This is a genomic window from Micromonospora parva (assembly GCF_040649675.1).
Lineage (GTDB): Bacteria > Actinomycetota > Actinomycetes > Mycobacteriales > Micromonosporaceae > Micromonospora > Micromonospora parva.
The window spans coordinates 331,554-355,219 of the sequence record NZ_JBEZFX010000001.1 but is presented as its reverse complement, the minus strand read 5'-3'; the positions used below and the strand labels follow the sequence as shown (position 1 = coordinate 355,219).

16 protein-coding genes and 1 pseudogene are annotated in these 23,666 nt (G+C 67.5%); 10 read left to right on the top strand and 7 right to left on the bottom strand.

Annotation, left to right across the window (positions count from 1 at the left end):
* Complete coding sequence (locus AB0C03_RS01570) at window positions 1-723, top strand: PaeR7I family type II restriction endonuclease (protein ID WP_357633467.1); 723 nt, start codon at window positions 1-3, stop codon at window positions 721-723.
* A gap of 473 nt (window positions 724-1,196) precedes the next feature.
* Window positions 1,197-1,955, top strand: coding sequence for a PaeR7I family type II restriction endonuclease (locus AB0C03_RS01565; protein WP_357633464.1), 759 nt, complete (start codon window positions 1,197-1,199; stop codon window positions 1,953-1,955).
* A gap of 696 nt (window positions 1,956-2,651) precedes the next feature.
* Here AB0C03_RS01565 and AB0C03_RS01560 read toward each other — a convergent pair.
* From AB0C03_RS01560 to AB0C03_RS01545, 4 genes are read right to left on the bottom strand one after another with little or no spacing between them, the layout of a single operon-like run.
* The gene (locus AB0C03_RS01560) at window positions 2,652-4,037 is read right to left on the bottom strand and encodes an AAA family ATPase (RefSeq protein WP_357633461.1); all 1,386 of its coding nucleotides are present in this window, start codon (window positions 4,035-4,037) and stop codon (window positions 2,652-2,654) included.
* Window positions 4,034-5,494, bottom strand: a complete 1,461-nt coding sequence (locus tag AB0C03_RS01555; RefSeq protein ID WP_357633458.1) for a hypothetical protein — start codon at window positions 5,492-5,494, stop codon at window positions 4,034-4,036. The genes AB0C03_RS01560 and AB0C03_RS01555 overlap by 4 nt, the downstream gene beginning before the upstream one ends.
* Complete coding sequence (locus tag AB0C03_RS01550) at window positions 5,491-6,687, bottom strand: hypothetical protein (RefSeq protein ID WP_357633455.1); 1,197 nt, start codon at window positions 6,685-6,687, stop codon at window positions 5,491-5,493. The genes AB0C03_RS01555 and AB0C03_RS01550 overlap by 4 nt, the downstream gene beginning before the upstream one ends.
* Complete coding sequence (locus AB0C03_RS01545; protein WP_357633452.1) at window positions 6,684-7,460, bottom strand: hypothetical protein; 777 nt, start codon at window positions 7,458-7,460, stop codon at window positions 6,684-6,686. Before AB0C03_RS01545 ends, AB0C03_RS01550 begins: the two co-directional genes overlap by 4 nt.
* A 360-nt stretch (window positions 7,461-7,820) precedes the next feature.
* On the opposite strand from AB0C03_RS01545, the pseudogene AB0C03_RS01540 reads away from it, so the two are divergent.
* The 3 genes and pseudogenes from AB0C03_RS01540 to AB0C03_RS01530 form a co-directional block, all read left to right on the top strand.
* Window positions 7,821-7,946, top strand: a pseudogene (locus AB0C03_RS01540) (AAA family ATPase); the annotation flags it as partial.
* Between the two features lie 60 nt (window positions 7,947-8,006).
* Window positions 8,007-9,692: an ATP-dependent nuclease gene (locus tag AB0C03_RS01535; RefSeq protein WP_357634455.1), complete on the top strand. Its 1,686-nt coding sequence runs from the start codon at window positions 8,007-8,009 to the stop codon at window positions 9,690-9,692.
* Entirely contained in the window at window positions 9,689-11,407 is a 1,719-nt protein-coding gene (locus AB0C03_RS01530; protein WP_357633449.1) for a UvrD-helicase domain-containing protein, read from the top strand. Before AB0C03_RS01535 ends, AB0C03_RS01530 begins: the two co-directional genes overlap by 4 nt.
* Window positions 11,408-12,110: 703 nt before the next feature.
* On the opposite strand, the gene AB0C03_RS01525 is transcribed toward AB0C03_RS01530, so the two are convergent.
* Window positions 12,111-12,608 (bottom strand): hypothetical protein, encoded by a 498-nt coding sequence (locus AB0C03_RS01525; RefSeq protein ID WP_357633446.1) that lies wholly within the window; start codon window positions 12,606-12,608, stop codon window positions 12,111-12,113.
* A gap of 842 nt (window positions 12,609-13,450) precedes the next feature.
* Here AB0C03_RS01525 and AB0C03_RS01520 point away from each other — a divergent pair.
* Entirely contained in the window at window positions 13,451-13,750 is a 300-nt protein-coding gene (locus AB0C03_RS01520) for an NIPSNAP family containing protein (RefSeq protein ID WP_357633443.1), read from the top strand.
* Here AB0C03_RS01520 and AB0C03_RS01515 read toward each other — a convergent pair.
* Window positions 13,745-17,266 carry an nSTAND1 domain-containing NTPase gene (locus tag AB0C03_RS01515; RefSeq protein WP_357633440.1) on the bottom strand — a complete coding sequence of 1,174 codons (3,522 nt, stop codon included), beginning with the start codon at window positions 17,264-17,266 and terminating at the stop codon, window positions 13,745-13,747. The genes AB0C03_RS01520 and AB0C03_RS01515 overlap by 6 nt on opposite strands.
* Window positions 17,267-17,709: 443 nt before the next feature.
* On the opposite strand from AB0C03_RS01515, the gene AB0C03_RS01510 reads away from it, so the two are divergent.
* Window positions 17,710-18,378 carry an HNH endonuclease family protein gene (locus AB0C03_RS01510; RefSeq protein ID WP_357633437.1) on the top strand — a complete coding sequence of 223 codons (669 nt, stop codon included), beginning with the start codon at window positions 17,710-17,712 and terminating at the stop codon, window positions 18,376-18,378.
* 56 nt (window positions 18,379-18,434) lie between these two features.
* Here the strand turns inward: AB0C03_RS01510 and AB0C03_RS01505 are convergent, their stop codons facing one another.
* The gene (locus tag AB0C03_RS01505) at window positions 18,435-18,560 is read right to left on the bottom strand and encodes a hypothetical protein (RefSeq protein ID WP_357633434.1); all 126 of its coding nucleotides are present in this window, start codon (window positions 18,558-18,560) and stop codon (window positions 18,435-18,437) included.
* 558 nt (window positions 18,561-19,118) lie between these two features.
* Between AB0C03_RS01505 and AB0C03_RS01500 the strand changes: the two genes are divergently transcribed.
* The 3 genes from AB0C03_RS01500 to AB0C03_RS01490 all read left to right on the top strand — a co-directional run bounded on the left by AB0C03_RS01500 (window position 19,119) and on the right by AB0C03_RS01490 (window position 23,520).
* Window positions 19,119-19,466: a hypothetical protein gene (locus AB0C03_RS01500; protein ID WP_357633431.1), complete on the top strand. Its 348-nt coding sequence runs from the start codon at window positions 19,119-19,121 to the stop codon at window positions 19,464-19,466.
* A 216-nt stretch (window positions 19,467-19,682) separates the two neighbouring features.
* Window positions 19,683-21,422 (top strand): Hsp70 family protein, encoded by a 1,740-nt coding sequence (locus AB0C03_RS01495; protein ID WP_357633428.1) that lies wholly within the window; start codon window positions 19,683-19,685, stop codon window positions 21,420-21,422.
* A gap of 1 nt (window position 21,423) precedes the next feature.
* Window positions 21,424-23,520, top strand: coding sequence for an AfsR/SARP family transcriptional regulator (locus AB0C03_RS01490; RefSeq protein WP_357633425.1), 2,097 nt, complete (start codon window positions 21,424-21,426; stop codon window positions 23,518-23,520).
* Window positions 23,521-23,666 lie beyond the last annotated feature (146 nt).

The window sequence follows — 23,666 nt, the reverse complement described above, 5'->3', positions numbered from 1 at the left end:
ATGAACTCCACAACGGACCGTGTCGGTGTGGCCCTTCAGTCCTGGGTGGACGTGCGACGAGAGCAGGCAGCACGCTCGGAGGCAGGAGGGCGAGCCCAGCAGGGAAGGCGGTCTGCGGTAACTGGAGGACTGCACCTGGCGGCCCTCAATCAGTTGGTCGTTGACGAGATTCACCGTACTGGCGCCACCGATCTAAGGCTATTGACTAATCGGCAGGCTACTCTGGCGAGCTATTACCGCTCCAGCAAATCATGGGACCTTGTCGTTCTCAAGGGTGATGTCCCGATCCTTGCCGTGGAGTACAAATCTATGAGTGGCAGCGAAGGGAAGAACCTGAACAACCGGGCCGACGAGGTTTTCGGTATCGCCGAGGATGCTCGACAGGCGGAGCGGCATGGGATTTTGCCGGCCAATATGCGACGCGCCTATATCTTCGTGATGGGGATCAACCCTGATAGCGCCAGGCCGGTTGGTGTAGGCAGCCCTCTCGGGTCGCCCGACCCAATCTTCAAAGGCGCTTCCTACCTGCAACGCACCGCGATCATGTGCAAGCGAATGCGCGACTCCGGCCTCTACCACCTCACCTGGGCTGTCGGGGTCACCGAGGAGCCATTTTCCTGGACGGAACCTGATCGGGAAGTGGGTTGGGATAGGTTCGTCGCGGATCTCCGCCGAGCGTTCCCGGGTGGCACGCCCGCTCCAAACCCCGAGATTGCCCGCTGAAGGTTGCGCACCCTTGTGCATACCCAACTTGCAGGCAAGCTGTGAGAACAGACGGGTAAGGCTCAGTCGGAAATTGCCCTTTCCTCGTGCCACTTCAGGACGCGCCGGCCTGCGGTGGGGTTGCCGTTCGACCACCTAGGTCACGTCGTGTGCCACCGGTGTCCGTCGACAATGTTGGCGGTGGCGGCAACGTCGCGGCAGTCGCGGCAGATCCGTCCGGGGGCACCGTGGACCCGAGAGCCATCGCGCGCGCCTGCCGGTCGTGGTGAGGTGTCTTGATGTGCCGAAGGTGAGGGCACTCGAACTGCTCCTTGAGCGTCGGTAAAGCCTGGAGGCTCCAGTCGGCTATAGGTCAGCTAGAGTCGAAGTCTTCATCGGTCACCTATCGATGTCGTGTGCGGTGCACCCTTATTCCGCTGGATAACGGCAGGTCAGGCGAGGCGAGGCTGCTCTGCTGACCAATAGGAGCAATCATGGTGAACCATCAAATTCTGCAGACCGCGTTCGCTGAGTCTTGTCGATCGTATTGGACGACACGGGACAGGCAGTCGATTACAGGAAGGGGTGAAGGGCTTGCCGCTGCAGTCCGAGCCGGAAGGCACTTCGGGTCCCTTCAGGCATTGGTTGAATCGGTATTCATCGACTGCGGCTATGGCGAGCGTAATTTCCTAAGGAATCGTTCGGCTACCGTTCCTGGATACTATAGGGTGACCAAGAACTGGGACCTAATTGTTTACCAAGACGAAACGCTGATTGCGGCCTTGGAGCTAAAATCGTTGGGCGCGAAAAGCGCCGCCAACAATTTTAACAACCGCACTGAGGAGGCCATCGGTAACGCTACCGACCTCCGCCTCACACATGCACTGACAGGCATGTACGGCGATTTAGGCCCATGGGCAGGCTTCATGTTCCTGATCGAGGAGAGTGTAGAAACCATCTATCCGGTCGGCGGCCTCCCTAGCAAGTGGCCCGTGGACGAGGACTTCCTCAACTCTTCGTACCTCAAGCGGGGGGAAATTCTGTCGTGGCGTATGCTGCAACAAGGTCTGTATGACGCCGTATGCTTCGTCACGAGTAGCCAAAATCCTGCGCAGCCTCCGTGCGAGCCTATCGAGGAATTATCTTGGCTCAATTTCGTCGAAGCAATCCTTGCTCGTGTTCGAGAGGTGCAGGCACATTTGTCGCCTCCTGGCCCATCCACGCCCTACGGCAGCGGGCGAGCTCTTTTCTAGGACACCTGATACGTGCAGTAAGTTATTCGCGTCCGTTCGTCGCCGAGGCGGGGCGTGCCTCGTTGATCGCGCCGCGGGTATGAAGCGCCGCGGACCACCCGAGCCTGGTCAAAGCGTGGGCCCGACGGCGGGTACATCACTGCTGCACCCGACATGGTGCCGGCCTCGGCATCGACGGACGATGAGCGGGCCCTCGCGCCATCCCGCAAGGGCTTCCACGCCCAGCCCCGCAGCTGGATCTTGGCGAGTAGTTGGAGCCGGTTGTCGACTGCGACGGTGGTCCAGGATGCCTTATGGGGATCGATCGCGGTGACGACTGGGCGGGTTCCATGGGCTGTGCGGCGGGCACGGAATCTTCTTGCGGGACCGGGAACGAGGGATCCGGCGAGGAGGGCAGACCAACTTCGGGCTAATACAGGCCTCTCTCGAGTCACTCTCGCGGGCGGTCGTGACCGGGGCGCAGGCCGTTCGAGGGCCAGCCCGAAGGCCGCAAGTGTTTCCCGAGCGACCCCGACCACAAGCTCTGCGATCATGGCTGCAGACCCTGATCTTCGCCACAATTCAAGAAGTTGGAGACTGCTCTGCTACCGAGGCCCTGACAAAGAGAAGTGCCGTTAGCGGGATAGTCCACACTATTGCCTTGAAGCCAGCAGTGGGGCCGCGAACCGTACCACACAGGCGAAGCGTGCCAAACAATCAGAAGGCAGGGACGCGGTGGTGGGCGAGATGGTCGAGGACATTCCAGTGAGCGGTGTATCCATCGACTTCTGGTTGGTTCTCGCCGACGATCAGTTCGGTGTTGTCGGGGTGGCTGAGCAGGATTTGGTCGGCGCCGGCTCGGCCGACGACGATGCTGGCGTGCCGGTGTCTGGAGAGCATGACGCACATGCGGCCGGGGTCGAGGTGAAACTCGGTGGCGTCGACTCGGCCGGCGAGCGGGTGCCAGACGAGGGTGATCGCGAACTCGCGGCCTTGGATTTTGTTGGCGGTGGTGACCGTCATCCGGTCAAGGTCGACGCCAAGGTCCTCAAGTTTAGCCTGGACAAGATTCGCCTGATCGTTGTGGGCGGTGACAACAGCGAGATCCTCAGGACCCAGCCGGCGGCCGTTCTGGTCGCTGATCAATTCGGAGGTAATGGTGGCCTGCCGGTCGAGGAGCGCGATGGTCAGGTCGGTGAGCGTTTGTGCGGTCTGGTCGTCGGCGCGGGCGGTGTGGCGGCTGGTTAGTTCCAGGTAGGCCCAGCCGGTTCTGGCGGCTTGATCGAGAGCCGTGTGTATGGCTGAGTCGGCGGCCACGCGGGGGCTGAAGCGGCGGTTGGTGAGGCGCAGAGCCCGGTGGGCCGCAGCCGTGCCGGGGATGAACGGCACGTCCGGGTAGAAGCAGTCGGACACCAGTCCCGCGGCTGACGGCGGGAGCCGCCAGGAGACACCCATGTTATGGACCGGTACACGCGGGTGGTTGGTAAACAGGATGTCCATGGCCGGCCGGATTGGAGAGTGCGGCAGTGCCTGCCAGCGGTCGGTGTCGAGCTTGGTGAACGGTGAGAGCTGGCCGGGATCGCCGATAAGCAGTATTTGTTCGGCGTGGTTGGCAATGGCATAGAGGGCGTCGGCGCGCATCTGGTAGCACTCATCGATGATCATCCGTCGAAAAGGTGCCGCAGGATGTTCGTACGCCCATTTCGCGGCAGGCGCGACGATGATCCGGGCGCCGAGACTCAACAGGTCGGAAAGCTTCCCGCCGGTCTGCAGCCGTCCGCCGCTGTTGATCGTGGACGCCGCTACAGCGACGCCGAGCCCGTCCGCGCCGTGCAGACGGGCGACGGTGAGCGCAGGGTTTTCGCGGTGAAGTGCAAGGACCAAATCGTCGGCCTGTGCGTTGGTCTGCGTGACGATCGGGACGACGCCGCGGCGCTGCAGGAGTCGGGCGACACCGCGGACCAGGGTCGATTTCCCCGCGCCGGGAGGGGCTTTGACTACCAGTGCCCGATCGTCCCGTAGACCGTCGAGCAGCGTGGTAACGATCCGCAGGTCCCGTTCGGCGACCTCGGCGTAGTTGGGTGTGGCGGCGGGCGCGATCACGCGTCGGGTCCTTCCTGGCGTGGCTGGTGGGTCCACGGGGCCTCGTCGGCGCGTGGTGCCGGCGCGCCGGATCCTGGGCTGAGCGTGGCGAAGGTGTGTCTGTCACCGGCGGCGGGCAGCGGGTTCTTGGCCATGCCGCTGAGGACGGTCAGGTTGATCAGGTACGGGCTGTCGTCCAGGTCGTCGCCCAGGCCTGAATAGGCGGTGCGTACTGACCGGATGCTGCACTTGATCGCCGGGTTGTCCGCCCACCAGACGGTGGTGCCGGTGGGATGTGGCGGTCTGGAGGCGGTGCGGACGGTGATGATCGGTACCCGGACCCGGTTCCGTCCGCCGGGGCGTACCTCGCGGTTGTTCTCATCGACGGCGACCACGTCACCGGTGAAGGCTTGGCCGACGTCGACGTGCTCGGCCATGATCAGCGGATCGTCGTACGCCATCTGGGCCGGCACCAGGTCCGCTGGACCTTCCAGGTAGGCAACGGCTCGCTGAGCCGACTGGGCGGTGTCTCGGGCGGTGAACCGGGGTGGTTCGGCGGCGTCGCTGCGGCGAGCGTGCGAAGCCCATGCCTTGCGGTCTTCGACGCGGCGGGCGAAGGCACTGGGCGCTGGTGGCCGCGTTCGCAGCAGCCGGAGCGCTCGGTGGGTGCCGCGGTACGCGGCGACCAGCTCGGGCAGGACTTCGTCAGTGATCCGCTGCACGGCGAGATCGCGGGCGCGATCGCTCCGGGATCGGTGGTAGGACCGGATCAGGTCGATCAAGCCTCGGTCGAAATCGGGAGACCGCAGCGGTCCCCACGTGTGTTTCTCTGCGATCGCGATCGCGTCGAGCCGGTCGGCGCGACTAGTGTGCGCCGCGTCGGGATCGATCCAGGCGAGCAACGCGGCAAGGTTCTGGTTCTCCAGGTCCGCCTGTCCGGTCTCCCAGTGCAGAGACAACAGGTTGGTCGCGGCAAGCAGCAGTGACTGTCCGGCGAAGTCGCGGTGCTGGCCGATCATGGTCAGGTGCGCGGCCGCCCACGCGGCCGCAGGCGGGGCTCCCTGGGCATAGCGGACACCGCGGCCGGCCATGAGCACGAGTGCTTTCGCTGAAGCGGCATCGGGGACGACGATCTGCGGGCAGGTCGCACATTCCGGGTACTGCACGCCCCGACTCGAGGTCTCGATCGTGTAGGCCAGGTGCGGCTTGAGGTACTCGTTCAGGGCCTGGCCGAACTCGGCGAGACCGGCGTAGCGCAGGTCGCGGTTGCGGGGCTCCGGGATGACCGTGTGCCCGGCGGGTTCGCGGGGATCAGTGCCCCAGGTGATGCCGAGCGGCGCGAAGGGTTCGCCGGCGAGCACGTTGAGCGTGATGACCAGCGGAGCGTCGTCCAGTTCAACGTGCCGACGGCTGGCCTTCGGCACGGCACGTGCGGTGTCGAACGCCTCAGCGCGGCGTAGGGCGGCCAGGGTGCTCATGCTGCTCCGTTCCGGCGGCGGGCGGCGGCTTCGGCTTCCCGCTGGATACGTGCGGCGCGGCGCAGCGCTACCTCGGTTTCTGGCAGAGCGGCATCAGCGGGCTGCGGTCGGCCGTGCGCGATCCGCACGGCCTGCCGCAGGTCGGTTACGCCAGCCAGCGCATCCCGGGTGGAGGGGCCGAGCAGCATCGGGTTGCCGGATTCGACGGCCTGCCGGTGGCAGAACTCGCCGAACCCGCATTCGGATCGGCACCCCGGCTGGTAGTTGGCCGGGATCAGCCGAAGGCGCGCGGCGAGTTCCTCTGCCTTCTGCTCGTCGGTGAGGCCGGCGAGGACCGGGTCGCTGGGGTCGAGGGTGAAGCCGGGCGGGAGCCGGTCGAGGATGTCTCCGATCTTGGTCACCCGGTCCAGCTGCCGTTCCAGAACGGCGACCCTCGGTCCGACCGGCAGCGGGTTGCCTACTGCCTGCTGTGTGGTGGTGTTCACCGGCGTGATCAGAACCGCCTCGGTGGATACCACCTCGGGTTTGTGGCCGAGCGCGACGGCGGCCTGGCGCAGCGCGTAGACGTAGACGGCGACCTGCTTCGCGGCCGCGGCGGCCTTGGCGCCGTCGATGATCCTGTCGACGGAGGCGAAAGATTTGATCTCGGCGGGGATGAGCCGTCCGCCGACCGCGGCGAGTGCGAGCGCATCCGGTTCGACGAACACCTCGACCCCGGCGATGGTGAGGGTGAGGACGGGGTGATCGAGTACGGCGGGGGCGTCCGGGTCGCCGGACAGGATCCACCGCAATGTCTGCCGGGTGCGGTATGCCCGGGCGCGGATCGCAGCCGGTCCGGCCGGCTCGTCACTGCCGAGGTCCTGCACGCTGTAGCGATCCGGCGGTAGGCCGATCGCCTCGGTGAGGATCGTGAACAACATGTCGTAGTTGGTGCCGCGCTTAAGCCGGTTCTCGAACGCGTTGCCACGGGTGATCGCGAACGGCGACTGACCGAACGGGGCATCGATCCCGGCCGCGGAGGACAGCCGTTCCTTGTTCACCTGGGCGAGGTCGGTGACGGTACGGCGGTCGCAGCCGGGATTGCTGGACAGCGCGGCGGCGGTCCGAGCGTTGAGCCGAGCCGGTTTCTGGCTGCCGCGGACGTCGTAGAGGCGTGGATCGCCCGCCACCCCCACGGTATTGACGGCGGTCATTCATCACCGCCGACGACACGCAGATTGGGCTTCGGCGTGCCGAACATCCGGCGGCTGAGGTCAGATTCCTGCCCGAGGCGGGCGGCGGCCTCCTCGCGGACCTCGCGGTCCTTCTCCTCAATGAGGGCCAGCTGGTTGCTGATTGCGGCCCGGGTCGTCGCGATGTCGATCTCGTTGAAGCTGATCCCGTCGAGGCTCGACCCGAAGGTCCGCAGCACCTGAGTGAGAGCGTTCCGCCGGTCGGCGTCGCTCTCCGGCAGGGTTTCGAGGTGATCGAGCATGCGGCGGACGACGTACAGGTGGTTAACCCGCTCGCTGTAGACGCCGGTGATCCGAAGCCAGTCGGGCCAGGTCGACAGTGCCAGCAAGCCCCGGGCAGGTGCCAGCTGGGGAGTGAGGGTTGGAACGACGAGCACCTCACCCTCCAGGGATCGGCGGGCCTCGTCCCGGCGCAACGACGCCATCCCGTATGCGGTGAGGTCCGACTCGAAGATGGCCTGGTGGTAGGCGCTAATCAGCGGAGCACTGGCCGGAACGCCGAGGTCGGACAAGGCCTCGATCACCTGAGCGCGAACAGTCCGCCGGCCACCCCGAGCCTGTCCGCCGGTAGTCCGTGCCATCCGCCGAACCGTCCGGCGGGCTGCGGTGAGGCTGTCATCGATCGCACCGAGCAGACCCGGGTCGAGATCGGCGCCCCCGGCCCGCTCAAGGGCGCGCTGCAGGTTCGCGACCGCGGCCGCCAGGTCTTCCGGGGTGAGGGCTTCATCAGGCACGACTCAGAACGTACTCCTGATAGTTGCAAGATCGCCATACCTAATCATGGTTTCCAGAAATTTCCAGAATCCGAACAGCCCGACATCGGCGTGCACGAGGCTCCCTGCAGGGGCCGAGCCGTCCGTGGGCAGCTCTGGAATCGCAGCGGGATGGCGAGGCGGACGTTGTTGTACTTGGCGGGTTGCCGGGTGCGCCCGGGCTGCACCATTTGCCTGCGCGTCGGCGGGACGCCGGGCGGTTCGTTGCCGGCAGGTGGCGGAGTGCGCCTCGTGCGTCCGGCGCCGGGAATCGGACCTGAAGTCCGAGGTTCATGATCGGGCTCGCTGCGATCATGAACGTTCGTACTCGTAGGGGCGGTCATGTTCGTTTCCAACATCACGATCGGGAACTATCGGTCGTGCCGGCAGGTCAGCGTCCGGCTGCGCCCCGAGGTCACTGTCCTGGCCGGCGAGAACAATGCGGGCAAGACGACGGTGATCGACAGTCTGCGCCAGCTGACCGATGCTCTCGACGGACGGCGCGGCCCGGCGCTGGCCGACGGTGACATGTTCGACGGTGCCGGCCCGGATGATCAAGTCCAGCTGCGGGCTGTTCTGTCGGACATTGACCCGGACCATGCCGGCGCCTATCTGTCGGCGTTTCTTCCCGGCGCGACCGCCGACGGGAAACGCTCGGCGGCGTGGGCCTTGACGTACACCCGGCCGCCGCTGGGGCGTCGTCGAGGCACGACGACGTGGCAGGTCGGCGAGGACAAGGAATCGTCTAGCGAGCCGTCTCTGCGCACCGCGATCCGACACGTGCACCTGCCCGCGCTGCGCGATGCCGTCCGCGATCTCGGCGTCGCCGGCGGCGCCCGGATCCGGGTGATGCTGGAGGCGCTGCTCGGCGGTCAGGACAAGGTCGACGCCTTCGTCGGCCGTGCCGCCGGGCACTTCACTGCACTCGCACAGGACGATGCGGTCCGAGCCGTCGGTTCGGCAGTCAGCGGCTCACTCGGGGCGATCACCTCCGGGGCGCACCGTCAGCAGGCCGGTCTCACGGTGACGGATGCCAACCTGGGGTCGATCTCGCGGGCACTGCGGATGCTGCTCGGCGACGCGGAACTGCCGCTGACCGCGTCGATCGACAACTCCGGGCTGGGCTACGCGAACGCGCTGTACATCGCGACCGTCCTGGCCGAACTCGAGACCGCCCGCGAGTCCGACCTAACCCTGCTGCTGATCGAGGAGCCGGAAGCCCATCTGCACCCGCAGTTGCAGACCCTGCTGCTGCGCTACCTCAAACGGCGGGCGGCAGCCTCCCGGCAGCGTACGGTCACTGATCCGTCCCAGCCCGCCGGGCACATCCAGGTCGTGCTGACCACCCACTCACCGGTGCTGTCCGCGGCGGTCAGTGTTGAGGATCTCGTCGTGATGACCCGCGGACCGCTTACGGAAACCACCGGATGGCAGGCCCGGGCCGTGGCGGTCGCCGACCTGGGCCTCAGGATCAAGCAGATCAAACAGCTCGACCGGTTCCTCGACGTCACCAAGAATGCGCTGCTCTACGCGGCACGGATCATCCTGGTCGAGGGCCCGTCCGAGGGGCTGTTGCTGCCGGCCCTCGGCGACCTGGTGCTGGCCGCGCCGGCTGGCGCCGGCGAATCGCAGCTCCAGGCAGCGCAGGAAGCTATGGACCGCTTCCACGGCGCGACGATCGTCCTCGCCGACGGTGTGGGATTCGGCGCCTATCTCAAGGTGCTGCTGACTGCCGTCAGCGGTGCCCGGATCGGCCAGCGGATCGCGGTGATCACCGACTCCGACAAGGCGGGGACCGACGAACCGAAGCGGGTTATCGACGCTCGCGCGGAGGCCACACGACTCGGGGCCGGGCCTGAGGTCATCGAGTGGTTCGTCGCACCGCGCACCCTCGAGCCGACCCTCATGTGCCCGCAGAACGAGGTACTGCTGCACCAGGCGTTCCTGGAGTGTGCACCCAGGTCGGAGCATCGGTGGGTGCCGATCGCGGCCGCTCCCGTCGCCCAGCGGCCGGAGATGTTCCGGATGTTGTTCATCTCCAGCTCTGACGATGCGGCAGCTGAAGGCTCGGCCATCTCCAAGCCGGAGTTCGCGCACGCCCTGGCCGACCGGCTGGTTCCCGGATGCGAGTTCGTCGTGCCCGAGAACCTTGCCGACGGTATTCGCTACATCGCCGAGGCTTCCCCTCCGGTCTGGCCGACGAGCGCCCGATGACGACGGCGTTCGAGCAGGCCGTCGCGGCGCAGGAACAGGCTATCTCCGCGAAGGCGCCGCTGTTCGTTCGAGCCTGTCCCGGCGCCGGGAAAACCTACGTGATCGTCTCCCGGCACCTGCGTGGACCTGCGGTCACGCTGCGCCGCGGGCGGGCGCTGCTGTCGTTCACCCGGGCCGCGGCGACCCAGATGCGTCGCCGCTGCCACCGCGACGGCCGGCCCGACGCAACTGCCTTCCCCCACTACATCGGCACCCTGGACGCTTTCATATGGGATGCCCTGGTGACACCGAACCTGCCGTCGAACCAGCCGTTGCAGCTAATCGACAGCTGGGACCGGGTGCAGGCCGCAGTGGAACTCGACCGGCAGATTCCGCTGAACGGATTCACGTTCGTATGGGATCCGCGCACCGGCCAGGAGTCCATCCGGCAAGACCTGCTCTCCCGGGAACACACTCTGCTGATCAATGGCAGCAACTACGGGTGGGACCGGTGGGCGCATGCGGCGTTCACCGTCCGGAACGCCCACTACCAGGACGGATATGCCACAGGGCATGAGAGCCGGCTACTGGCGCTGAATTACCTCGCCGACGGGGAGAGCGTCACCGGTCCGCTGCGCTCACGGTTCGCCGAAATCGTCGTTGACGAGGCGCAGGACTGCTCGGTGACCGACCTGGAAATTATGACGGCACTGCACCGCGTCGGGATCCCGCTGGTCGTCGTCGCCGACCCTGACCAGATGATCTACAGCTGGCGCGACGCCGAACTTGGGGTACTACGGGCTCTGGCGGCCGAGCTCGGGCAGACCGTCGAGCTCACTGGGAACTGGCGCAGCTCCCGGACGGTCTGCCAGGCCGCCGCGACCCTGCGCTCCGGTGCCCGCCCGCCTGATTGCGCGGTCCGGCCGCCGCAGCTCGAGCCGCCGTTGATCCTGCTGCCGACTCGGTTCCCGAAAGGCCGCACGGCGAAGCACGTCCAGAGCGGCCGGCCGGTCGTCGACGTGTTCCTCGAGCACGCCCAGGCCAACGGCATCGAGGCAGTGGACTGCCTAATCACCGCGCACAGCCGGACCTACCTGCCCGCCATGAACCGGCGCCCGTCCGGGAACAACGCCGTCATGCTTGCCTACGCCCGGCACGTTGTGCATTCCGGGACCGCTGACCATGCCCTCATCGACGACGCATGCCGGCTCGCCGCCAGGATGCTGCTGCGGTACTGGTACCCGGACACTCCCGCCCGCGGCAGTGTCGAAGCACGCTGCACCGCCGCCGCTGTGGACTTCACCGGCATCATCCGGCGCGCGTACCGATTCCTGTACGGGTTGCCGGAGCCGCACGCAGGCTGGATCGCCGACGTGAACGCCGAACTCAAGAGGGCGCCGCAGCCGCCGGGCGCGCGACCGAGCCGGGGCACCGGCCGGCTCAGCGGCAAACCACCGACGCCACGTGCTGCAGACACTGCAACGGTGTCGTTTCGTTCCGACAACATCCATCAGGTCAAAGGCGACGAACATCTCGCTGTCATGCTGCTCATGCCCGACAGCGACGCGAGTAGCCGCTGGATCAACGGCGACCCGGACACCGACGAATCCCTACGCGGCTGGTACGTCGCGGTCACCCGAGCACAGCGCCTCGTCACGATCGCCGTTCAGGCCGAACAAATCGAGGCGCTCACTCATTTTCTGGCCGCCCGGCAGGTCGCGACACTCATCGGATAACGTACTCTCCGGACATGTCAGCGGCCCTTCCATCCAGTCCCGTATGATTATGACCAGGTGATCTACACGGATCCGGCCCGCTTCGTGCGCGAACCTAAAGCATTGATCGATTGTGGAGCCTTGCCGGTCTGATTCGGGACTTCGCTCCGGAAGATCCAGGCAACAGCAACAGCAACAGCAACAGCGCGGGTCGGAGGTGGACTCCTGGTTGAGAATCTACGACGCGGGGGAATGGCCACTTACCGTTCCGATGCTTCCGCTGACCGGCCGGAATACGCTTGATCGCCTGCTGCGCAGAGTTTGATCTGTTGCTGTTGACGTCCTCCGGTAGTACCGCGAGTTGTCGTCTGATCGCCGCGACCTGCAGCAGCGCCGAGACAGCCGCAATTCATTGGCCGGTCAGGGCTTTACCTATTTGGGTATGGCTCGGAGGTGTCTGACTCTGGCCAACGCGGGTCAAGGTTGGGACTCATCAGACGCAGCAGACTCCTCTTGATCCTGAAAGGCTGGAGGAAGGCGATCTGTGACATAAACGATTTTATCTTTGATGAAGCCTCAGCCGCCCCACGGAGTCGAATATCCACGCCACCCAGTGCCCGAGGTGTCTGAAGACCGTCTGCGTCGCAGGCGGCGTATGCAACATAGTGACCCTTATAAACGCTGCGGGTTCGTTCAGCTCACCAACTTCCTCGGGCGGGACAGTCTAGTTGCGACGCCAAGAGACCACTGCGAAGATCACTGAGGCCACGCCAATCGCAACCAACGCCATCGTGAGGAGGACCTTGCCTTTCTCTAGCGGTCCGTCGTTGTTGACGATCCCCACAATTTCTTGAACTGCGGTGCCCATCAGGGCGCCGCCAACGATATTTAGGATTGCTTTCCAGGTGGGAGCGTCCGCGCGCCGGAGACTGATTGCTGCCCGTCGCACATGGTCCGCAGAAACAGAGTCAAGGCGATCCCGTTTGGCCAGAGATATTGATTCTTCGCCCAGTTGGCGGAAGTACAAAGTTTGGCCCTCATTCAGAGCGGCCGCTGCAGGTTCGGAGAACCCGTCCATCTCAAGCTTCTTGAGCTTTAACTCTAGGTCTCTGGTGACTCGCGAAAGCTGCGCCTTGTCGATTATTTGGCTCAGCTTGTTCCTATCAAGCCTGCCGTATTCTCGCTGCTGAGCCAGGCGCCGTGAGCTGCTGCCCGCCGCCATCGATTACACCGATCCGTGAGTCTTGGCGCTGCGGGATCCAGGAGCGACCATGGGCAAATCGGCTAGCAGCCGAAATTGCGTCTCCAATATGTACGGCGTGATGAGGGACGCCGCGATTTTAGGTCCCGGATCGGTGGACCGGGATCGGAGGATGTGGATGTTCAGTGCCCCAGGGGATAGGAAGGCCGTGAGGGTCAAAGCCAATGCGACTACGGAAGCGGAGAAAAGAGCAAACTTCCAATATGCTGGGCCTCCGCCGAGAAGGAAGCCGGCGGTGAATATCGTAGATAATAATGTTGCAAGCAGGCTCGCGACTGTGCCTACTCGTGCTCCCATTGGCCCCACCATCTCCGCGGCTTGGCTTTGAGCCCAGGCTATTGGTGTTCTGCGTCCTGCGCAACAGTGGCCATCTGCGGAGGCTCGGCTGCTGCCCCTGCCACCCCGCGTCGCGGACTTGTGGTCAGGCTTCAGACATGTGGGCAGGGCCTGTCAGCCGAGCGAGGTGCTACGGCGCCAGCTCCACTCCACGCCAGGTTGAATCCGGCCGTCCGCACCGATTGACCTCAAGGAAAACCTTCCCATGCGACAGCGGCGACATCCCGTAACGGATGATCCTTTTTGGCGGTAACTGACGGCCCGGCGCAGCGCTCTGATCACCGCTGATCGTTCTGGCATGCTGCGGCGATGGTAGACAGGCTGGCGGGATAGCGTCAGGAAGAGAAGTGCCTCGACGCGTCGTGCGACGTCGTGCAGCGCTGATTATGTTGCCGGCTTGGCTCCATCGCGCCAACTAGGGTCGATGGCGTAACGCTCTGGGTTGCGCCACGGATGAGGTGACAGGTATGGCACGGTCGGTGCAAATCCGTATCTACACGATCCGGGCAGGGCTGCTGGATGAGTGGGTGGACAGGTGGCAGCGTTTGGTCGTCCCGCTGCGCCGTGATCTTGGTTTCGAGATCCTTGGGTCGTGGAAGGACCGGGCGCGGAATCAGCACGTCTGGGTGATCTCCCATGATGGCCCTGAGTCGTTCGAGGATGCCAACGCGGCCTACTGGGCCTCAGAGCGTCGTAAGACGCTCGGCCTGGACCCGGACGATTACCTGCTGGGCGAGGAGACCCGCGAGGTCGAGCAGACCCTATGAGCCCGCGTCGCTAGGCAATAGGTGCGCCTGCCTCTCGTCGTCGGTGAGCGCCCGGAACACCCGTGAACGCGCTACTGCGGTTAGCTCGGCCAAGTCGACCGAGTCCGCCCAGACGCGCGCAGTGCCGTCCGCTGAACCCGTCACGACCTGCCGCCCGTCCGGCAACCACGCGAGGCTGGTCACGCCGTCGCGGTGAACGCCGATCACCTCGCACTGGTCGTCGTTCGCGCAGTCCCAAATTCGTACGGTGCGATCGTCGGAGCAGGATGCCAGGCGCTGGCCGTCGGGAGCCCAGGCTACTGCGCGGACGCGCTTGTCGTGGCCGGTCAGGACCTGCGGCTGGTCGGTGCCGGTGAGGTCCCAGACGCGGACGGTCCAATCGGCAGAGCAGGTGGCGAGCCGACGCTCGTCGGGTGCCCAGCTGATTCCGTCGATGTAGTTCTGATGGCCGGAGTGGACGGTGCTGTCGCCGGGGTTTTCGATGTCCCACACGCGGACGGTTCGGTCGTCGGAGCCGGAGGCGAGGTAGCGGCCGCTCGGGGACCAGGCGAGCGCTCCTACCCAGTCGGCGTGCCCGCGTAGGACGCCGGCGGAACTGCGTGTGCGGACGTCCCATACTCGTACTGAGTTGTCCTTGCAGCCTGCGGCCAACCGGGACCCGTCCGGTGACCAGGCCAGCGATTCGACCTCGGCCCCGAAGCGAACGTCGCCGTCGACGCCGGCCAGGTGGGCCGAGCCGTCCCGCAGGGCCACGGCGATCACGTTGGCTGTCGGTGAGCAGGCAAGGGCCACGACCGGTTCCGGCCAAGTCGCGACGTCGGCCGTGCCGTCCGGCCGCCAGGTTCGTACGGTGCCGTCGGCGCCACCGGTCGCGATCCGCGCCATCCAATCCAGCGTGAGGGCGGTGACCGGTCCGTCGTGTCCGGCGAGGAGCCGTTGTTCGGCGCCGCGCGGCTGGATCGTCCACAGCCGGGCGGTGCCGTCACCGGAGCCGCTGAGCACCCGACGCCCGTCGGGAGACAGTGCAACGGACCAGGCAACCTGGGAGTGCCCGCGTAGCTCGGCTACCTCGCGCAGCCGGCGGACGTCCCAGGCGCGGATGCTGCCGTCGCCGCTGGCAAATACGACGGTGCGACCGTCGGGGGACCAGGCGACCGACCAGACGGGGGATCCCTGACCACCGATGACATGTCGAGGTTCACCGGTCGCCCGATCCCAGATCCGCACGGTCTGATCGCCGGACCCGGTGACGAGTTGGCTTCCGTCGGGGGACCAGGCGACGGCCTCGACGAAGTCCCCGTGCCCCGTCAGTCTCTGCTCCGCTGTAGCGGTGGTGAGGTCCCAGACGATGACGGACCGGTCGTGGGATGCGGAGGCCAGCCGGCGGGAGTCGGGGGCGAACCGCAGGCCCCACACGTCCCCTTCGTGGCCAACCAGATGGGCGGCAAGCTTCCAGGTGGCGGTGTCCCATACCTGGACCGTCCGGTCCCGGCTCGACCCGGCGAGGCGGGATCCGTCTGGTGACCAGGTGACACCGCGTGCCACGTCGCCGCAGGGCAACACCGCGACAGGTTCCGCCGTTGCTGCGTCCCACACCCGGACCGTGCCGTCCCGGGAGGCGGTAGCGAGCCGGGTGGCGTCGGGGGACCAGTCGACGGCGTCCACCATGCCGGTGTGCCCGCGTAGCACCCGGACGACGGTGCCGGTGTCGGCGTGCCAGATTCGCGCGGTGCCGTCTCTGGACGCGGTGGCCAGATGCGCGCCGTCGGGTGACCAGGCGACTCCGCGGACGGCGTCGGTGTGCCCGGTGAGTACCGCCTCGGTGTGGCTGAACGCCAACGCTGCCATCAGGGCCCGGCGGGCGACCGGCGTTGGTGGGCACTCCTGCAGGGCGGCCGAGGTCAGCAGCACCGCGAGCTCTGGGTATCGGTCGACGTTGCTGAGCGCGAACTGACCGATCGTCTCCGACACCCGGTGCAGGAACGCGGTGTCTCGGCTGCGGGAGGCGTTCACCAGGGCACGCGCGGTAGGGCTGTCCTGGCCGGCCGACTCCATCGCTTCAAGCCACTGCCCGGCCAGCGCAAGCCGTTCCCCGGTGAGCAGGTAGTCGGCGCTGCGCCCGGCGTGGACCCAGTCCGCCGCCCACCGTTCCAGCTCGGTACGCCGGCGCAGTTGCTCCGCCCGCGCTTCGACCTGCTGGCGCAGCGGCGCCCACCGGCGGAACAACGCCTCGTGCGCGACCTGCGCGCACGGCTGACCGTCGATCACGTCGGTGGTCAGAAGCCGAGCATCGGTGAAGACGGCAATCACCCGACGCTGATCATCGGACAGGTCCCGCAACGGCACCCGGCGTCGAGTCGGTTCGGTGCCCTCCATCGCTACCAGACGGAGCAGGGTGTCCAGGACGTCCTCGGTGCTGCTCTCGCGCCGCACTTCAGCCATCACGCTGTCGGCCTGGCGGCCCAGCGCCCCCGCGACGCCGCCGAGTGCCTGGTACGCCTGGCGGGTAGCCGTCTGCCCTGGGCCCGCCGCTCGGTGCAGCTCTGCAAGCAGGTACGCCAGCAGTGGCAACGCGTCCGGTGTAGCGGTGTCGGCGACGATTTGGTCGACGAGTCCGTCTTCGAAGCGCATTCCGGCGAGCTGGGCGGGCTGCTCCACAACCGTGACGAGGTCCGCCGGCCGCATGGTCCCGAGCGCGACCGGGCTAGCGAACAGGTCCGGGCGCGGCCCGGCGAGGAGACCGGCGAGGAACTCGACGCGGAGCGTCGCGACAACCCAGAGCCTCCGGTCGGTGTCGAGGGCCGTCGCGATCTGCTCCAGGAACGTCGCCTGTTCAGCAGGGCTGGACAGGGTTACCAGTTCCTCGAGCTGGTCGAGAATCAGCAGGACGCGTCCGCGCCGATGGCCCTCGCGAGCCCGCCAGGCGGTTAGATGACGGGCGAGGCTGTTTGGGCGGGACCGCACCTCCCGCAGCGCGGTGGCCCGGTCGACGGCACCCAGCGTGACCGCTAGGTCCGCGAGGACACCGAGCGGTTCACCCGCCGGCGTGACCGCTGGCAACACCTGCCACCGTCCCACTCGCAGCCGGGGAACCACGCCAGCATGCAGCAGCGAGGATTTGCCGCTGCCGGAGGCACCGGTAATGCAGACGAAGCGGTCGGAGCCGTCCAGACCAAGTTCATGCAGGCGGCGCACCAGCTCAGCGACCTGCTCCTCTCGGCCGAAGAACACCGACGCGTCCTGCTCCGTAAAGGCAGACAGCCCGGGATAGGGGCTTCGATCCGACCGCCACATGGGCCGCGGACTACGGGGTGCCTGCCACCACAGCACTAGGCCGTTCCCGACGATCAGCACCACCAGCAGGACGATCAGCGCCGGACCGGCAACCTGGCGGATCCCGGCGGACAGGGGTGACGTGTCGGCATTGGCGAAGAAGTTCGCCGCGATCTCCAGCAGAACGGCGATGATGAGCAGCGACAGCTGAAGGGCGATGGGTGGACGTCGACTCGGCCGCACCAACCCTCCCAGCGATGATCCCCGATGGGTTTACGGTAGCGGGTACACGCCCGTTGCGCGTATCACGGCTGGGTAGTGCGGACCGTGATACGCGACGAGAGCCACGGCGTCAACCAGGGCTTCTCGGTGGCGCGTCACTTGACGAGCACCGCAGCTGCGCCAACTCCGGGAGAACATCGCGGCGATGCGGGCCAAGCAGGCCCCGATCGACCTGCGCCGCCGGGAGATGGGCGCACAGTCGTTCGACAGCAGACGCCGTACTTCGCGTACCCGGAACAGGCACCCGGCGAGGCTGCGTTGAGCCGACCCGGCTCGTGCTCGCACGCCAGCCGCAGAGCGTTTCAAAGTTTCCTGGCTGCTTCCTCACCCCTTCACAAACACGCCCTTCGATGGCAACGATCGTCAGAGACGGTTGCCGTCCACCCAGTGCCGAGGAGGCCCCTATGCGGGTAACCCCAGTCTCTGCCCGTTCCCCACGCATCACGCGCTACGCCGCCACAGTCGTCCTCGCCGCCGTCGCCGCCCTGGTCGGCGTCAGCGCGCAGCCCGCGTCCGCCACACCTCCCGGGATCCCATCGAAGGCGACGGCCCAGTCGCAGCTCAACGCCTTGACCGTGGCGACGCAGGGCTCAACGAGTGGCTACTCGCGGGACCTGTTCCCGCACTGGATCACGATCAGCGGTAGCTGCAACACCCGCGAGCAGGTCCTCAAGCGCGACGGCACGTCCGTCGTCGTCGACAGCGCCTGCGCGGCCACCTCGGGTCGCTGGTACAGCCCGTACGACGGAGCCACCTGGACGGCGGCCTCCGACGTTGACATTGACCACGTCGTGCCCTTGGCGGAGGCGTGGCGCTCCGGCGCCAACTCGTGGACGACCAGCCGCCGGCAGAGCTTCGCCAACGACCTCACCCGCCCGCAGCTGATCGCGGTGACGGACAACGTCAACCAGTCCAAGGGCGACCAGGACCCTTCGACCTGGCAGCCGTCCCTGTCGTCGTACCGGTGCACCTACAGCAAGATGTGGATCACCGTGAAGTACAACTGGGGCCTGACCCTGCAGTCGTCGGAGAAGTCCGCCCTGCAGAGCATGCTCAACACCTGTAGCTCCTGACCACGATCCCGGCTGGCGGTCCGCGGCCTGTGGGGCTGCGGACCGCAAGCCAGGCGCTATGCCTGCTGTGGTGGCTGACTGTCGCCGGACTGCTTGCGCCACTGGCCGCCCGCGTCGGCGGCGAGGAGGCGCTTGACCATGGCGAGGGCCTCGCCTTCGGTGTCGAACTCCCACCGCAGCACCCGGCCGGTGTCGGTGTCGCCGGCTCGGGCGGTGACCTTTCATCGGACCTCGCGGGTGAGCCACACATCTCGGCGGCCCAGGCGTCCCCAGATCCCGTTCCACCAGCGCGCCACGATGTCCTCCACCGGAGCATCGTACAAGTGTTCGATTGACTGTTGGTCTTGGGTGGCGATTCGGTCAGGCCGGAATTATGCCGTTCTGTGCTCGGCTCACGAGCCGCTCCGGCTTTGTCGGTTGGCAGACCGTGCCAATCTCACTGGTCCTGGAGTAGAGGCCCGTCGTACTGGAAGGTCGGCACGTCGTCCGTGCCGTCATAACGGAAATCGCGGTGCTGCCCCTCGGGGTTGGGCTGGTCGATCCACGGACCCGCTGCCTCGGAAGAGCGGCGTGGAAAACCTTCGGCGGCCTGTGGATCAGGCGTTTGGTTCAGGCGTATGTGTGGTGGGGCGGTGCGTAGCCGACGCGCACGGAGCCCGACGCATCCGGCATGTCATGGCTTGCACTGACGATTGGGATTGATGAATCTTGGCTGATCACCGCAGGGTGGGAGGTAACCGATGAGCCCGTGGACCTTGGACGAGGTGGACCGGTGGTTGGGCTGGATACACCAGCGCCACAACGAGTTCGACTACCGCTACATCTATCTCGCGTACCTCGCCGCGGGTGTCCCCGTGGCACGTCAGGGCGAGATCACCGTGACGGTCCATCCGGACGGTAGTTGTTTGCTTCGGGCAGGCGCTGATGATCGCGGGCTCGTGCTGGCAGGCGACCAGGAGCGGGAGCGGTTCGCTGAGCATCTGCGGCGGCGGTACTGCGGTGACCGGTATCCGAGCATGCGGGCGTGGGAGACGGCCCAGCACGAGGATTTCCTCGATGAGGTCCCTTGGCGGTTCGGCGGCCGGTGACGCTGGTGCGGTTTCGCCTGACCTCTGCTGGCCGTGAGTGATTGACAGGTGACGTGAATGTGATCCTCATGTTTGACTATGGACATGGGGTCGGGGGAAGCGCGGTTGTCGATCGACTGCGGCAGCGCCGGCACCCAAGCCGTCCTGGCGTGGGCCGACGGCAACGCGCACGTGCTGTCATTCGCGGCGAATCCATCCCTACACGGCGCGTCGTCTATGCCCGCGAACGGACAGGCGGCGGGGCAGCCCGCAGCGTTCATTCCGGGCCCGCGCCACCCGGTGGAGGACGCGACGGCAGGTGACGCTGGCGGCGACGCGCTGGAGGTGGCGGCGTCGCCACTACGCAGGGTCGCCGCCGAAGCCGAGCGGGTCGTCGGTCAGCCGGTGCGGGATGTGCGGGTGATAGTCCCGGCGGGGTGGGGGCCCAGGCGGCGGACCTGGATGCGGCAGGTCGCGCACCGGGCGGGGTTGCCGCAACCGCGTCTGGTGGAGGCCCCGGTGGCGGTCGCCGAGTATCTGCTCGCCACTGGTGTGCGGGTGCCGGTCGGTGCGTTCCTTGTCGTGTGTGACGTCGGCGCTGGCGCGGAGGTGACGGTGCTGCGCCGTGGGCCGGCTGGATTCGAGGTCCTCGCGACCCTCGCGGACGCCGCGGCTGGCGGCGCGGCAGTCGATCAGGCGCTCGCCGACGCCCTCATCGGCGCGTCGATGGGAGAGGGTCAGGGCGCGTCGCGCGCGTCGGTGGCGCACAGCGTCCGGGTCGCCAAGGAAGCGTTGGTGAGCCATCCGGCTGTCACGGTTCCGCTTCCGGACCGGCCGCCGGTGATAGCGAACAGCGCGATGCTCGACGAGGCCGTCCGGCCGGTGGCGTGGCGCGTGGCGCAGTTGACGCAGGAGACAGTCGCCGCCGCCGAGCTCACGGTCGGCGACCTCGCCGGTATCTACTGTGTGGGCGGCAGCGCCCAACTGCCGCACCTAGCGGCGGCGATCGCCGAGCACACAGGCGCCGCACCCATAGTCGTGCCCGAGCCGGAGCTGGCCGCGGCTCGAGGCGCCGCTGACGTCGGCGCCGTCGATGCCGGAACGGTCGAGCGGGTGGAGGTGGCGGTGCCGCCCGTGCGGCGGGCGGCGGCGATCGCGGTGCCCGGCTTCGCGTCGCTCGCCCTGATCTGGCAGTGCCTCCTGACCGCCGAGGAGCACGGGGTGCTCGGTGTGTACTACTCGGTGAGTGTGAACTGGGGCGAGTTCACGATGGCGGCCGTGATGGCCCTGCTGGCGTGCCTGGCCGCGGGCACAGTCCTCGGCTCGCTGATCGCCGCCCGCAGTCCCACCCCCGGCACCCGAACCGAAGGGGGAAGGGTCAGCGTCGGGATCCTCGCCGCGGTGTCCCTCGGCGCGGCGATCGCTGGCCTGTACGCGGTGGTCACCAGCCAATACTTCGGAATGCCCGTCGGCCCGTACCTGAAGTGGGCGCTGTGGCCGATCGCGCCGGTGTCGGTGATGGCCGTGGCGATGGCGGTCGTCGCCGCCCGGCAGTGGCGTTCCCCGCACGGCGGCTGGTCGGCGTTGCTGGCCGCGCCGACCGGATCCATCGTCGCCGCCACCCTCGGCATGGGGTTGATCCAGTACTCCCTGACCGCCGACCGGTGGCCGGACCGGATTCTGTGGATCGACATCGCCGGCCGCGTCGGCGGTCTCCTCCTCGGCGTCGCCGTAGTCATGGCAGTGGTGACACCCCTGATGTTCCGCCTCATCCTCGCCGCCCCGCTGGCGGTGATCTTCGCGGCGATCGTCAGTAGACGGGCCGCCGGCATGCTCGGCGTCATCTACGCCATCGCCGTCGCGACCTGGTGGGCTACTCGGCTCTGGAGCCGAATCCTGCGCCCCGCACCGCGCACCCGCACCGCACCGCCCACGGCACCGGTTCGGGCGGACATGTCACCGGGTGGAGGCGGGTGACATGCGGTGGCCGCGGCAGCTGATGTCGCTGCTGTTCGTCCTCACCCTTCTGGCCGGCCCGCCGATAGTGCTGCTGTTCCTGGTCGGGCCACCCGCACTGGGTTGGCCGACCGCCGCGCAGGCACGGGAGTGGGTGCAGGACCCGTTGACCGAGAAGACCCTCACCGCCGCGCTGACCATCGCGGCCTGGCTGGTGTGGCTCCTGCTCGCCTACACGGTCACGATCCGGGTGCTGACCCGCCTGAGCGCGACCGTGTCGTGGCTGCGGCGCATGCCGCTACCGACACCCTGGCAAGCCACCGCCGGTGGCATCGCCGGCGCAGCCGTCCTCGGCGTCAGCTCCCACGCGATCACCGCACCGCCACCGCCGCCCACGCAGCCGGTAGCGGCAGGAACCCTCGATGAAGCCGGCAACCTGACGCCACCAGACGGCGCCACCCTGGCCGACGCGGGGATCAGCGTCGCCGGTGGCTGGCTGCCGCGCGAGACAGCGGAGCAGGTCAGCGCCGCGGCGGCGCTGGTGTGGCTCCGCCGCCGCCGCTCCTACCGGCCCCGCCCGCCCGGCCCACCGAGCCGCGAGGACACGGACCTGGCGCCCCTGCCCCCCACAGTGACGGCCGTGCAAGCCGCCCTCGCCGATTCGACACCGCCTGGCGAACCCGGCGCCGCATCGGCGGGCTCGTCGCTGCTCGACCGGCCAGCCGTTGGCGGGGCTTTCCCCCGCGCTGGGGTCGGTTTCACCGGGGCGGGGGCGCAGGACGCGGCGCGAGGCCTGCTCGTCACCAGCCTCCTAGCTGGGCGGCATCACCCGGCAGTGTCCGTGGTCGTCACCCGATCCGTCCTGGCCGGGTTGCTCGGCCCGACCGCCGAAACGCTGGCCCGGCACCTGCCCGGGCTGGCCGTCGTCGACAACCTCGGGCAGGCAGCAGGGTTCTTCTCCGGAGACCACCCTGGTCGTGGTCTGGCCGGACGAGACCCGGCACACCGAGACACGCAGGAGGGCGCCGGCCCACCCGGACCAACCCTCATCGTCGATGTTGCGTCCGCGACGGACAACGCCGATGTCCTGGTGAGTCTGGCCATCACCTCCGCCGCGGTGGCCGTGCTCGGACGGTGGCCGGCCGGCCAGACATGGCAGATCGACCCATCGGGGCACACCCACCACCAGGACAGCAGCGGGTCAGCCGGGCCACGGATGTGCGTCCTTACCCAGGTCACGGTCACCGACCTGCTCACCGTCATCGCCCACCCCGGCACGGCGCCGCCAGAGCCTGGCACCTCCGGCCCGTCGCGCAACCCCGCACTGGCAGGCCGGTCCCCGCAGTGGGAGGCCACCGCCCAGGACCACCCCGTCCGCTCCGGCAACGACACACGACGCCTTCAGCTGCGCGTGCTGGGCGAACCGACACTGCTGCTGGACGGCCACCCTGTGGAGATCCGGCGTACCGCCGCGCTCCAAGTCCTCGTGTTCCTCGCCGCCCACCCCGACGGAGCCGACACCCGACAACTGACAGACGCTATCTGGCCGGGCCTGCCCCGCCGCTCTCTCACTGGCCGCCTCTACACCACCCTCAGCGACCTCCGCGCCACCATCCGGTCCACTGCCGGGGTGACCCTCATCGAGCACAGCGACGACCGTTACCGCCTCGATTCCACCGGCGTCACCGTCGACCTGTGGCACTTCCACCACGCGGTCCGCGACGCCACCACCGCCGTCGCCACCGACGCGACGACCTGGAAGGCCGTCATCGACGCCTACCCCGCTGACCTCGCCGCCCGACGGACCTGGCCCTGGCTCGTCCCGATCCGCGAGGCCACCCGCCGGCACGTCATCGACGCACACGCGGCTCTCGCCAGCGCCAGCCCTGACGCCCGTCAGGCCCTGGCATGGCTGCAGGCCGGCATCCGCATCGACCCGTACAACGCCGAACTGCACACCCGCGCAGTCAGCGCATTCATCACCCTCGGCGACCACGACGCGGCCGACCACCTGCGGAAGGATTACGCCCGTCGTCTCGCCGCAGCGGGCATCGTCCCCACCGAGCCGGCGCTCACGACAGCCACCCACAGGGACCATCCCGCCATCCCTACCCGGTAACGCCGCCCGTTCCGAGCGCACTGGTAACCCAGTTCGGGAAGGCCCGAACCGTGCTACCCCCATGCGCTTCCGGCTCCGTTTCCGCCTCCGGTTTCCCCGTACTCGGTCCCAGACAGCCAGCTCGTCCTCCGGGCAGAAGCCGCGTC